The organism is Streptomyces sp. WG5, assembly GCF_049974565.1.
In the GTDB taxonomy this organism is placed as follows: Bacteria; Actinomycetota; Actinomycetes; order Streptomycetales; family Streptomycetaceae; genus Streptomyces.
On sequence record NZ_JBNGGC010000015.1, the window covers coordinates 126,758 to 139,630 of the forward strand.

The window sequence follows — 12,873 nt, forward strand, 5'->3', positions numbered from 1 at the left end:
CCCCTGCGGCGTCTGTCTGATCTGTGTGCACCGACTCGTCTGCACGACTCGTCTGCGCTGTCCGGTCACCGCACGCGATCGCGGTGCCGACAGCCTATGCGGTACGGCAAGACCGGTCACCGGCACCGGACCCCGCGCCCGGCCACCACCCCTCCACTTCCGTGACCAGCCGTCACCCTCCCGTGACGCAACGCCCACACCCGGGCGTGTCACCCCGCCCCAGCTTCCGCAGCAGCCCCGGTATTTGGCACTCTGTGACCTTCGGGGGGATGCTCAGGAGGGGAAGATGATCATGAGTGCGACACAGGCAGGGCCCCACACCGGGCGGTCCGACGACCCCCGCGGAGGCGACCTGCGGGGCGGCGACCCCCGTATCGGCTGGAGCGCCACCGAAGCCCTCCACGCCCCCACCCTCCAGCACCGCCGCGACGGCATCCTCCCCACCGTCGCCGCCGCACTCTCCGTCCGCGGCACCACCCTCACCGGCACCGCCACCCGCGCCGACACACCCCCCGCCCTGCACCACCTCGTACAGGACTTCCTCGACACCCTCACCAGCGGCCAACGAGACCGCTACACCGGCCGCTGCGCCGAAACCATCCTCATCTCACGCCACCTCGCCACCGCCGACGCCGCCCGCAGCAAACGCGCGTCGCGCAAGCCCATGACCAACGGCGAAGCCCGCAAAGCACTCAAACACGCCAAACTCACCACCCGCCGCATCCGCGAGGACGGCGACCCCCTCCACGGCGGCTTCGCCTCACCCTGCCGCGCCTGCACCGCCCTCACCGCCCACTTCGGCGTCCGCATCGTCGACCCCACGACGAACGACGACTGACACCGGCCACCGTCCACCACCCCCCGACGCCGTAGCCGAAGCCGAAGCCGAAGCCGAAGCCGCTACCAACGCCGACGCCGCACGGCACCACCGAGCCGTCCGAGCCGACCGCCGACCGCCGACCGCCGACCGCCGACCGCCGACCAAAACGAACCAAGGGCAGATGCACGCCGACCGCACCTCCACCACCCGCTTCCCCGTCCCCGTCGACGCCGCCCTCCGCGACGCCGGCTGGCAACCCGGACGCTGGGACATCAAGCAGGCCGAAATCTGGGCCGACACCCTGCGCGGACACACCTCACCCGCAGGACACCGGCACACCGTCTTCCCCGCCGCGGTCGAAGCCTGGGCCGAATTCGGCGGCCTCCACATCGCCCCCACCGGCCCCGGCCGGCAAGTCGCGCCCGCCACCCTCCACCTCGACCCCCTCCACGGCCTCCACATGGCCCGCACGCTCGGCGACCTCGGCCGCGCCCTCGGCACCCAGACCTGCCCCCTCGGCACCGAGACCGACAGCCACGCCCTCATCGCCATCGACACCGAGGGCCGCGTCTACGCCCTCGACCACACCGGCGACTGGTACCTCGGCCCCACCATCGACCAAGCCCTCGCCACCCTCGTCGCAGGCACCCAGCCCACCCGCCTCACCACGGGCTGACAGGCCCCGCCGACACGGCTACGAAGCCGGAATCACCGCCGACACCCGAAAACCCCCCGCGTCCGTCGGCCCCGACACGAACACACCCCCCAGAGCAGCCACCCGCTCCTTCATCCCGACCAACCCGTTACCCCCCGACGGCAACCGCGCCGACGAGGCCGACGACACCTCCGGCGGCGGCTCGTTCTCCACCTGCATCGCGATCTCCGACACCCGGTGCGCCAACCGCACATACGTCTTCGCACCCGCCGCATGCTTGTGCACGTTCGTCAACGCCTCCTGCACCACCCGGAACGCCGTCGACTCCACCTCCACCGCATACGGCCGTTCCTCCCCCTCCACCGACAGGTCCACGACCATCCCGGCCGCCTCCGACTGCCCGATCAACTCGTCCAGCTCGGACAGCCACGGCCCGTCCACGGACGACTCGCCACCCTCCGCGGCCCGCGAAGCCGCCACCGCCGCGGCCGCCCCCACCGCCGCCAACGGCGGCGGCACCGACGCCCGCTCGGCACTCCCGCCACCCCCACCACTGCGCAACACCCCGAGCATCTCCCGCAACTCCGTCAGCGCCTGCCGCCCCATGTCCCCCACGAGCGCCGCGTTCTTCACCGCCTTCTCCGGGTCCTTCCGCGCCACCGCCTGCAACGCCGCCGCGTGCACCACCATCAGGCTCACCCGATGCGCCACCACGTCGTGCATCTCCCGCGCGATCCGCGTCCGCTCCTCACCCCGCGCCCACTCCGCACGCTCCTCCGCACGCTCCGCGAGCAACTGCAGCTCCCGCTCCAGACTGTCCGCCCGCTCCCGCAGACTCTCCATCAGCCGCCGCCGCTGCCCCACGTACAGACCCAGCAGCAACGGCGGCGCGGTCGCCCCCAGCGACATCGTGATCGACGCGAACGGCAGGAACCAGTCCCCGAACTGCACGTCCTCGTTCGCCGCGTCCTGCCCCAGCCGGACGAACGTCACGATCAACGTCCCCAGCAACGACATCCCGGCCAGCGCGCCGATGATCCGCCGCGGCAACTCCGACGCCGCCAGCGTGTACAGGCCGACGATGCCCATCAGAAGGCCCATCTGCGCCGGTGTGATGGCGATCGCCACCAGCACCACCGCGATCGGCCACTTCCGCCGCACCACCAGCACCGAACCGGCCAGCAACCCGAAGACGACCCCCGCCGCCCACGGAATCCCGGCATCCCGCGCGAACGGAACCCCCTCCGCCGCGCACTCCAACGCGGACACGGCACCGAGGCTCACATCGAGCACCGCACCGCGCCGCCTGTCCCACCACCAAGACCCTCCCCGGGCCGGTACGTGGTCTTCCCCCGTCGTGGTCATGCCCTCCAGCCTACGGGCGGCGGGCGGCACATTTCCGGCGACTTTCGACAAGCGATACGACGCGATACCCCTCGAACCGGTGAGGCATTCGGCGTTCACCTCCGGAAGCAGGAATTCCGGCCGGACGGCCGCCCGGCCCGCCTCGCCGGCCACGGCGCCCGCGACAAGAGGGCGACCGGTACCGTCGCATCGCGGGCGCCTGGTACGGCATAGTGTTGGGTGCCGACTCGGCGGCCCAGCTAAATGTCCGGTTCAGTCGAGTTTGATCCCCCATGGTGTAATCAGGCAGCACTGAGGGTTTTGGTCCCTTAAGTTCAGGTTCAAATCCTGATGGGGGAGCTGCTGTCCGGGCCCTGACCTTTCCGTCAGGGCCCGCACTCATGTCCCCCACAAACCACCCCGGTATCCTGCGGATGTCCACCCCCACCCCTCAGCCGAAGGGCATCCCGTGAGCGCCATTCGCCCGGCCGCCGTCGTCGTTCTCGCAGCGGGTGAGGGCACCCGTATGAAGTCGGCCACACCCAAGGTCCTGCACGAGCTGTGCGGCCGGTCCCTCGTGGGGCACGTGCTCGCCGCCGCCGGTGAGCTGGACCCCAAGGACCTGGTCGTCGTCGTCGGGCACGCCCGCGAGAAGGTGACCGCGCACCTCGCCGAGGTCGCCCCCGACGTACGCACCGCCGTGCAGGAGCAGCAGAACGGCACCGGGCACGCGGTGCGGATGGGGTTGGAGGCGCTGGGCGGTGCCGTGGACGGGACGGTGGTCGTCGTCTGCGGTGACACTCCCCTCCTCACCGGTGGGACGCTGCGGGCCCTCGCCGCCACCCACACCGCCGACGGGAACGCCGTGACGGTGCTGACGGCGGAGGTGCCGGACGCGACGGGGTACGGCCGGATCGTGCGGGACGGGGCCTCCGGTGCCGTGACCGCGATCGTGGAGCACAAGGACGCGTCGGAGTCGCAGCGGGCGATCCGTGAGATCAACTCGGGTGTGTTCGCGTTCGACGGGCGGCTGCTCGCGGACGCGCTGGGGAAGGTGCGGACGGACAACAGCCAGGGTGAGGAGTACCTGACGGACGTCCTCGGCATTCTGCGTGAGGCCGGGCACCGGGTGGGCGCGTCCGTGGCCGGCGACCACCGGGAGATCGCGGGGATCAACAACCGGGTGCAGCTCGCCGAGGCCCGCCGGATCCTCAACGACCGGTTGCTGACCGGCGCGATGCTGGCCGGCGTGACGGTGGTGGACCCGGCGACGACGTGGGTCGACGTGACGGTGACCTTCGAGCAGGACGTGATCGTCCACCCGGGTACGCAGCTGCTGGGCTCGACGCACCTGTCCGAGGGGTCCGAGGTCGGCCCGAACTCCCGTCTCACCGACACGCGCGTGGGTGTCGGCGCACGCGTCGACAACACGGTCTCGCTCGGTGCCGAGGTCGGCCCCGAGACGACCGTGGGTCCGTACGCGTATCTGCGTCCCGGTACCCGTCTGGGGCTGAAGGCGAAGATCGGTGCGTACGTCGAGACGAAGAACGCGTCGATCGGCGAGGGGACCAAGGTCCCGCACCTCTCCTATGTGGGTGACGCGACGATCGGTGAGTACACGAACATCGGTGCCGCAAGCGTGTTCGTGAACTACGACGGACAGGACAAGCACCACACCACGATCGGTTCGCACTGCCGCACGGGTTCGGACAACATGTTTGTGGCTCCTGTCACGGTGGGGGACGGTGCGTACACCGCCGCGGGGTCGGTGATCACGAAGGACGTACCGCCCGGTTCGCTGGCCGTGGCCCGGGGCCAGCAGCGGAATATCGAGGGTTGGGTGGCTCGGAAGCGTCCGGGGAGCGCGGCGGCGAAGGCGGCCGAGGCGGTGTCCCGGGAGGCCGGCGGCGAAGGCTGACCGGAAACCGGCGCGCCGAACACGGCGTACCGTGATAAGTGCACATCCGCACCCCACCAGCTGAGACGCCTCCCGCACCCAGCCGGAAGAGCCTGTGACGCTCAGCTGCGAAACCTCTGAGGAGAAAGTGCTGTGACCGGGATCAAGACGACCGGCGAGAAGAAGATGATGTTCTTCTCCGGCCGCGCCCACCCCGAGCTTGCCGAGGAGGTCGCCCAGCAGTTGGGTGTCGGGGTCGTCCCGACGAAGGCCTTCGATTTCGCGAACGGCGAGATCTACGTGCGCTACCAGGAGTCGGCGCGCGGTGCGGACTGCTTTTTGATCCAGAGCCACACGGCTCCGATCAACAAGTGGATCATGGAGCAGTTGATCATGATCGACGCTCTGAAGCGTGCGTCGGCCCGCTCCATCACGGTCATCGTGCCGTTCTACGGTTACGCGCGGCAGGACAAGAAGCACCGGGGGCGTGAACCGATCTCGGCGCGTCTGATCGCCGATCTGATGAAGACGGCGGGTGCTGACCGGATCCTGACCGTGGATCTGCACACGGACCAGATCCAGGGCTTCTTCGACGGTCCCGTCGATCACCTGTTCGCGCTTCCGCTGCTCGCGGACTACGTGGGCGCGAAGGTGGACCGGTCGAAGCTGACGGTGGTGTCCCCGGACGCGGGCCGGGTGCGGGTGGCGGACCGGTGGTGCGACCGGCTGGGCGCGCCGCTGGCGATCGTGCACAAGCGGCGCGACAAGGACGTGGCGAACCAGGTGACGGTGCACGAGGTCGTCGGTTCGGTGGAGGGCCGGATCTGCGTCCTGGTGGACGACATGATCGACACCGGTGGCACGATCTGCGCGGCGGCGGACGCGCTGTTCGCGCACGGTGCGGAGGACGTCATCGTGACGGCGACGCACGGTGTGCTGTCGGGTCCGGCGGCGGACCGGCTGAAGAACTCGAAGGTGAGTGAGTTCGTGTTCACGAACACGCTGCCGACACCGAACGAGCTGGAGCTGGACAAGATCACGGTGCTGTCGATCGCGCCGACGATCGCGCGTGCGGTGCGCGAGGTGTTCGAGGACGGTTCGGTGACGAGCCTGTTCGACGAGCAGTGAGCGTCGTGGGGTGAGCGTCGTGCAGTAACCGTTCTGCACGATCGTTCCATAGAGATCGTTTTGGGTACGGCCTCCCTCTCCGAGTAGACTGCCGAAGTTGCTCGGCGAGGGAGGCCGTGCCCGTTTCGCGGGTGTGGCGGTCCGTAATCGACGCGCTCTTCGTAGCAGGCCGTTCGTGGCCGGGTGACCACGTCCGTCTACTTTCTACGAGGAGTGATCATGTCCGAGGTGAAGCTCACCGCCGAGACGCGTACCGAGTTCGGCAAGGGTGCAGCGCGTCGTATCCGTCGTGACAACAAGGTTCCGGGTGTTCTGTACGGGCACGGTTCGGACCCGATCCACCTGACCCTGCCGGGCCACGAGCTGCTGCTCGCGCTGCGTACCTCCAACGTGCTGATCGCGCTGGACATCGACGGCAAGACCAACGAGCTGGCGATCCCGAAGTCGGTCCAGCGTGACCCGATCAAGGGCTTCCTGGAGCACGTCGACCTGCAGCTGGTGACGCGCGGTGAGACCGTGTCGGTCGAGATCCCGGTGCAGGCCGAGGGCGAGCTGGCCCCGGGCGGCTTCCTGCTGGAGTACGTCCTGGACGCGCTGCCGGTCGAGGCCGAGGCCACGCACATCCCGCAGCAGGTGACGGTGTCGGTGGCGGGTCTGGAGGCCGGTGCCTCGATCCACGCCAAGGACATCGCGCTGCCGTCCGGTGTGAAGCTGGACGTCGACGGTGACACCGTGGTCCTGCAGGTGCTGTCGGCGCAGGCCGAGGAGGCCCCCGCCGAGGGCGCGGGCGACGAGGCCGCCGGGGCCTGATCCTCTACGGTCAACGTGTGGTCGGCCGCTGTTCCCGTCCGGGGCAGCGGCCGACGCGTATGCAGGTGACGGGTCCGATGGAGACGAAGGAGACACGGACGTGACGACGGACACGGGTGCGCCCTGGCTGGTGGCCGGTCTCGGCAATCCGGGCCCCGAGTACGCCTCGAACCGGCACAACGTCGGTTTCATGGTGGCGGATCTGCTGGCGGAGCGGGTCGGGGCGCGGTTCAAGCGGCACGGCAAGGCGCAGGCGCAGGTGGTTGAGGGGCGGATCGGGCCGCCGGGGCCGGCCGGCCGGCGGGTGATCCTGGCGAAGCCGATGTCGTTCATGAACGTGTCGGGCGGGCCGGTGACGGCGCTGCGCGACTTCTACAAGGTGCCGGTCTCCCACATCGTGGCGGTCCACGACGAGTTGGACATCGACTACGGCGTGCTGCGGCTGAAGCTGGGCGGCGGGGACAACGGGCACAACGGGCTGAAGTCGATCACGAAGGCGCTGGGCCCGGACTACCACCGGGTGCGGTTCGGGATCGGCCGGCCCCCGGGGCGGATGCCGGTGGCGGACTTCGTGCTGCGGGACTTCTCGTCGACGGAGCGCAAGGAGCTGGACTACTTCGTGGACCGGGCCGCGGACGCGGTGGAGGCCCTGGTGATCGAGGGGCTGGAGCGGGCGCAGAGCGCGTACAACTCCTGACGCGTCCTGACGCGCGTGGTCCGTTGGACGGCTCCCGACGTGTCCTGCCGGGCGTCGCCTGCTGCGGAACTCCCGGCCCTGCCCGTCGTACAACTCCCGGCTTGTCCGTCGATGGTGCGGGCGTGAGTTGACCGGGCGCGCGGGTATGGCCAATGGTCCCGGCCATGCCTGCCTCAGCCGCCGCCGCTGCCCGTCCCCGTCGGGCCTCGCGCGCCGTGCTGCGGTTCGGCCGGGTCGCGGCGATGGGGACGGTCACCGCGCTGATCCTGATCGCGGGTGTGTGGGCGTCCTGGGGTACGGCGCAGCACGTGCTGCTGACCAAGGGCCGGGAGCAGGGCACGGTCGAGGTGACGCGGTGCGGCGGGGGTTCGTGCAGTGGGCCGTATTCGCCGGTGTCGGCGGGGTCGCAGGCGCGGGAGCGGGTCGTCTTCGAGGACTCGGTCGCCGTGGCGCAGGGGCGGACGTACTCGGTGGTGGTGAAGCCCGGCGGTGACGGCGTGGTGCGTTCGGGCCCGGCCGGGGTGCTGTACGCGTGGGTGCCGTTGGGTGGCGCTCCCCCAGTGCCTTGACGGCCTGGGAGGTGCCCCCAGCTGCTGGCGTCGGTGGTGGTGGCGGGCGGTCTGCGGCGGACGCGGGCGGCGTGGGTGATGGCCGGGTCGGGTGCGGGGTTGCTGACGGCGGCGTTCTTCGCGGTGTGAGTCTCCGGCCGCTGCGTCCCACGACGTGACGGTGCCCCCGCGCTCGACTGGTGAGCGCGGGGGCACCGTCGTGTGTGCGGGGGTGCGGGTCAGCCGGTGTTGCGCAGGCCCGCGGCGACGCCGTTGACCGTGAGGAGCAGGGCTCGGGCGAGCAGCGGGTCGGCTTCCTCACCGGCGGCGGCGGCTTCGCGCTGGCGGCCGAGGAGGGCCACCTGGAGGTAGGAGATGGGGTCCAGGTAGGCGTCGCGGATGGTGAACGTCTGCTTGAGGACGGGGTCGGCGTCGAGCAGTTCGGTCTCGCCGGTGACGCGCAGGACCTCGGCGACGGTGAGCTCGTGCTCGGCCTTGATCCGGTCGAAGACGTGCTTGAGCTCGTCGGGGACGAGGGTGTCGACGTAGTGCTGGGCGATGCGCAGGTCGGTCTTGGCGAGGGTCATCTCGACGTTGGAGATGAAGTTGCGGAAGAAGTGCCACTCCTGGTGCATCTCGTCGAGGACGCTGTCCAGGCCGGCCTCGCGCAGCGCCTTGAGGCCGGAGCCGACGCCGTACCAGCCGGGGACGATCTGCCGGGACTGGGTCCAGCCGAACACCCACGGGATGGCGCGCAGTCCGTCGAGCGAGACGCCCGAGCCGGGGCGGCGGGAGGGCCGCGACCCCAGGTGCAGGTCGGCGAGCTGGTCGACCGGCGTGGAGGCCAGGAAGTACGTCGGCAGGTCGGGGTCCTCGACCAGCTCGCGGTAGGCCGTGTGGGCGGCGTCGGAGACGGCGTCCATGGCGGCGTCCCAGCGGGCGAGGGCCTCGTCGGACTGGCGGGGTGCGGTGTGCAGGGCGGAGGCCTGGAGGGTGGCGGCGACGGTCAGTTCCAGGTTCTCCCTGGCCAGCGCGGGGATGAGGTACTTGTCGGAGATGACCTCGCCCTGCTCGGTGACCTTGATCTCGCCCTCCAGGGTGCCCCAAGGCTGGGCGAGGATCGCGTCGTGGGTGGGGCCGCCGCCGCGGCCGACGGTGCCGCCGCGGCCGTGGAAGAGGCGCAGGCGTACGCCGTAGCGGTGGGCGACGTCGCGCAGGCGGCGCTGGGCGCGGTGGATCTCCCACTGGCTGGTGGTGATGCCGCCGAACTTGGAGGAGTCGGAGTAGCCGAGCATGACCTCCTGGACGTCGCCGCGCAGGGCGACCAGGCGCCGGTAGGAGGGGTCGGCGAGGAGGTCCTCGAGGATGGTGTCGGCGGCCTTCAGCTCGTCGGTGGTCTCCAGGAGCGGCACGATGCCGATCCTGGCCCAGCCGGCGTGCAGGTCGATGAGGCCGGCCTCGCGGGCGAGCACCGCCGCGGCGAAGACGTCGTCGGCGCCCTGGCACATGGAGATGATGTAGGACTCGATGACCTCGGGGCCGAAGACCTCCAGGGCGCGCTTGACGGTCTGGAAGACGCCGAGGGTCTTCTCGCCGGCGGCGTCGACGGGCGCGGGGGTGGGGGCCAGGGGCCTGCGCGACCTCAGCTCCTTGGCGAGGAGCTTGGTGCGGTACTCGCGGGGCATGTCGGCGTAGCGCCAGGATTCCTCGCCGAGCCGGTCGAAGAGCTGGCCGAGGGCGTGGTGGTGGGCGTCGGCGTGTTCGCGGACGTCCATGGTGGCGAGCTGGAGGCCGAAGGCGGCGAGGGTGCGGATGGTGCGGGCGAGGCGGCCGTCGGCGAAGAGGCTGCCGCGGTGCTCGCGCAGGGAGGTCTGGACGAGCCGCAGGTCGTCCAGGAGCTGTGCGGTGCCGAGGTAGTCGCGGCCGGGCTGGTGGGGGGTGCCCTTGGCGAGGCGCTCCTTGGTGTTCTCCAGCTTCTGCCGGATGCAGGTGGCCTTGAGCCGGTAGGGCTCCTCCGCGTTGAGGCGCTTGTAGCGGGGGCTGATCTCGGGGAGCAGTTCCAGGTCGGTCTGGAGGGAGGCCAGGAGTTCCTCGGTGGCGCCGGCGTAGCGGATGGAGTTGGAGAGGAAGCCGCGCAGCTCGTCGATCATCTCCAGGGCGTCGTTGATGCCGTGTTCGTGCTGGAGGATGAGGACGTCCCAGGTGACCTGGGGGGTGACGTTGGGGTTGCCGTCGCGGTCGCCGCCGATCCAGGTGCCGAAGGTGAGGGGGCGGGTGTCGTCGGGGAGCTTGACGCCGGCGCGTTCCAGCTCGGCGGTCAGGTCCTCGAGGACGTCGCCGACGGCGCCGGCGTGGAGTTCGTCCAGGTAGTAGATGGCGTTGCGGGCCTCGTCGGCGGGCTCGGGGCGGACGACGCGGAGTTCGTCGGTCTGCCACACGAGGTCGATGTTCTCGGCGAGGCGGGTGTCGAGGCGGCGCCGGTCGGACTCGTTGACCGGGGTGTCCAGGAGGGCGGCGATGCGGCGCAGCTTGTTGAGGACGGAGCGGCGGGCGGCTTCGGTGGGGTGTGCGGTGAAGACGGGCCGGACGTTGAGGTTGCGGACGGTGTCGCGCAGGTGCTCGGGGTCGGCGTCCTTCAGGCGGTCGGCCGTCCGGGCGAGCAGTCCGCCCTCGGCGGCGCGCTTGGCGCCGAGTTCGCGGCCGCGGTGGACCTGTTCGGTGACGTTGGCGAGGTGGAAGTAGGTGGAGAAGGCGCGGACCAGCTTGGCCGCGGTCTGCAGTTCGGTGCCGCGCAGCAGCTCGGCGGCGGCCTCGCCGTCCTCTCGGGTGAGTCGGCGTACCTTCTCGACGAGTTCCAGCAGTTCAGGGCCTTCCTGCCGGACGAGGGTCTCTCCGAGGAGATCACCCAGTCGGCGGATGTCGGCGCGCAGCTCGCTGCCGGTCGTCGTGGTGGTCTGGTCGTCGGCACTGCTCACAGGTGCGGCTCCTTGCAGTGTTGAAGCTCGTCTGGGAGGGGACCCGGACGGCCGTCTCGCGCGGCGGGTGCCGCTTACCGGGCCGGACGTCCGGGAAGAAATCAGAGCGGACCGCGCTGTCCGACCGAGTCCAGGATAGGTGTCGGCCGGGACGCGCAGGGTTTCGGGCTCTTGCCGCGGCGTGACGCGCTGCCATACTTACGTCGCCGTAGGTTACGGAACCGTAGGAATACGGTGCCCGGTTTCCGGAACCCGGCACCGGACACAGCCCCACAACCCCGACCCCACCCTCGATCCCACAGGGGACGCGCATGACCACGAGTTCCGATGTGATCCCAGACGCTCCGCAGCCGCCTTCCGACGGCACGTCCGCGCCCTCCGCCACGCTGGGTGGTGAACAGAAGCGGTCCCTGGAGCAGATCACGCTGCTGCTGTTCATCATCGTTCCGTTCCTCGCGCTGGTGGCGGCGGTGCCGCTGGCGTGGGGATGGGGCGTGAGCTGGCTGGACGTGGGCCTGCTGGTCTTCTTCTACTTCCTGGGCTGCCACGGCATCACCATCGGCTTCCACCGCCACTTCACCCACGGCTCCTTCAAGGCGAAGCGTCCGCTGAAGATCGCGTTGGCGATCGCGGGTTCGATGGCGGTGGAGGGGCCGCTGGTCCGCTGGGTGGCCGACCACCGCAAGCATCACAAGTTCTCCGACGACGAGGGCGATCCGCATTCACCGTGGCGGTACGGCGAGACGGTGCCGGCGCTGATGAAGGGCCTGTGGTGGGCGCACATCGCATGGATGTTCGACGAGGAGCAGACCCCGCAGGACAAGTACGCCCCGGATCTGATCAAGGACCCGGTGCTCCGTGCGATCTCCCGCCAGTTCATCTGGTGGACGGCGCTGTCCCTGGCCCTGCCGGCGCTGATCGGCGGGCTGGTGACGATGTCCTGGTGGGGGGCGTTCACCGGCTTCTTCTGGGGCTCACTCGTCCGGGTGGCGTTGCTGCACCATGTCACCTGGTCGATCAACTCGATCTGCCACGCGGTCGGCAAGCGCCCGTTCAAGTCGCGGGACCGTTCGGGCAACGTGTGGTGGCTGGCGGTGCTGTCCTGCGGCGAGTCCTGGCACAACCTGCACCACGCCGACCCCACCTCGGCGCGGCACGGTGTGATGCGCGGGCAACTGGACTCGTCCGCCCGTCTGATCCGCTGGTTCGAGCAGTTCGGGTGGGCGTACGACGTGCGGTGGCCGTCACGCTCGCGTATCGATTCCCGCCGTAACACGGACCAAGGCGGCTCCCGCCGCCGGACGGATACCGTCGAGGCGGCATGATGGTCGGCGTGGCGACCGACTCCAGCAGCACCCCGAGCAATGAGAAGCCCCGGCGCGCACGCCGCACCCGGATGACCGGTGCCGAGCGGCGCCAGCAGCTGCTGGAGATCGGTCGCACGCTGTTCGCGGCAAAGGGTTTCGAGGGCACGTCGGTGGAGGAGATCGCGGCGAAGGCCGGGGTGTCCAAGCCGGTGGTGTACGAGCATTTCGGCGGCAAGGAGGGGCTGTACGCGGTGGTGGTGGACCGTGAGATGCGGCGGCTGCTGGACATGGTGACCAGTTCCCTGACCGCCGGGCATCCGCGTGAGCTGTGCGAGCAGGCGGCCTTCGCCCTCCTGGACTACATCGAGGAGTACACGGACGGCTTCCGCATCCTGGTCCGCGACTCGCCCATCCCGCAGTCGACGGGCTCCTTCGCGTCGCTCATCTCGGACATCGCCACCCAGGTGGAGGACATCCTGGGCCGCGAGTTCAAGAACCGCGGTTTCGACGCCAAGCTGGCCCCGCTGTACGCGCAGGCGCTGGTCGGCATGGTGGCGCTGACCGGGCAGTGGTGGCTGGACGTGCGCAAGCCGAAGAAGGCGGAGGTGGCGGCGCACCTGGTGAACCTGGCGTGGCACGGGCTGGACGGCCTGGAGCCGAAGCCCCGGCTGATAGGGCACCGGAAGAGCTAG

10 protein-coding genes and 1 pseudogene are annotated in these 12,873 nt (G+C 70.2%); 9 read left to right on the forward strand and 2 right to left on the reverse strand.

Annotation, left to right across the window (positions count from 1 at the left end):
* Positions 1-292: 292 nt before the first annotated feature.
* Both ACP4IX_RS18075 and ACP4IX_RS18080 read left to right on the forward strand, forming a co-directional pair.
* The gene (locus ACP4IX_RS18075; protein ID WP_426521243.1) at positions 293-838 is read left to right on the forward strand and encodes a YwqJ-related putative deaminase; all 546 of its coding nucleotides are present in this window, start codon (positions 293-295) and stop codon (positions 836-838) included.
* A gap of 163 nt (positions 839-1,001) precedes the next feature.
* Positions 1,002-1,496, forward strand: a complete 495-nt coding sequence (locus tag ACP4IX_RS18080; protein WP_426556088.1) for an SUKH-3 domain-containing protein — start codon at positions 1,002-1,004, stop codon at positions 1,494-1,496.
* 18 nt (positions 1,497-1,514) lie between these two features.
* Here ACP4IX_RS18080 and ACP4IX_RS18085 read toward each other — a convergent pair whose 3' ends face one another.
* Positions 1,515-2,840, reverse strand: coding sequence for a histidine kinase (locus ACP4IX_RS18085; RefSeq protein ID WP_426521239.1), 1,326 nt, complete (start codon positions 2,838-2,840; stop codon positions 1,515-1,517).
* Positions 2,841-3,288: 448 nt separating this feature from the next.
* Here ACP4IX_RS18085 and glmU point away from each other — a divergent pair, with 448 nt between their 5' ends.
* The 5 genes and pseudogenes from glmU to ACP4IX_RS18110 all read left to right on the forward strand — a co-directional run bounded on the left by glmU (position 3,289) and on the right by ACP4IX_RS18110 (position 8,049).
* Positions 3,289-4,737: a bifunctional UDP-N-acetylglucosamine diphosphorylase/glucosamine-1-phosphate N-acetyltransferase GlmU gene (gene glmU, locus ACP4IX_RS18090; RefSeq protein WP_426556089.1), complete on the forward strand. Its 1,449-nt coding sequence runs from the start codon at positions 3,289-3,291 to the stop codon at positions 4,735-4,737.
* A 132-nt stretch (positions 4,738-4,869) separates the two neighbouring features.
* On the forward strand, positions 4,870-5,844 hold the full coding sequence (locus ACP4IX_RS18095) for a ribose-phosphate diphosphokinase (RefSeq protein ID WP_426521235.1): 975 nt from the start codon (positions 4,870-4,872) through the stop codon (positions 5,842-5,844).
* Between the two features lie 219 nt (positions 5,845-6,063).
* Positions 6,064-6,654, forward strand: a complete 591-nt coding sequence (locus ACP4IX_RS18100) for a 50S ribosomal protein L25/general stress protein Ctc (RefSeq protein ID WP_426521233.1) — start codon at positions 6,064-6,066, stop codon at positions 6,652-6,654.
* Positions 6,655-6,754: 100 nt separating this feature from the next.
* Entirely contained in the window at positions 6,755-7,351 is a 597-nt protein-coding gene (pth, locus tag ACP4IX_RS18105; protein WP_426556090.1) for an aminoacyl-tRNA hydrolase, read from the forward strand.
* 152 nt (positions 7,352-7,503) lie between these two features.
* Positions 7,504-8,049 (forward strand): annotated as a pseudogene (locus ACP4IX_RS18110) (hypothetical protein).
* An 89-nt stretch (positions 8,050-8,138) separates the two neighbouring features.
* Here the strand turns inward: ACP4IX_RS18110 and ppc are convergent.
* Positions 8,139-10,874: a phosphoenolpyruvate carboxylase gene (gene ppc, locus ACP4IX_RS18115; protein ID WP_426521229.1), complete on the reverse strand. Its 2,736-nt coding sequence runs from the start codon at positions 10,872-10,874 to the stop codon at positions 8,139-8,141.
* Between the two features lie 311 nt (positions 10,875-11,185).
* On the opposite strand from ppc, the gene ACP4IX_RS18120 reads away from it, so the two are divergent.
* Together ACP4IX_RS18120 and ACP4IX_RS18125 are read left to right on the forward strand one after the other, a co-directional pair.
* Complete coding sequence (locus tag ACP4IX_RS18120; protein WP_426521227.1) at positions 11,186-12,199, forward strand: acyl-CoA desaturase; 1,014 nt, start codon at positions 11,186-11,188, stop codon at positions 12,197-12,199.
* Entirely contained in the window at positions 12,196-12,873 is a 678-nt protein-coding gene (locus ACP4IX_RS18125; protein ID WP_310872965.1) for a TetR/AcrR family transcriptional regulator, read from the forward strand. The genes ACP4IX_RS18120 and ACP4IX_RS18125 overlap by 4 nt, the downstream gene beginning before the upstream one ends.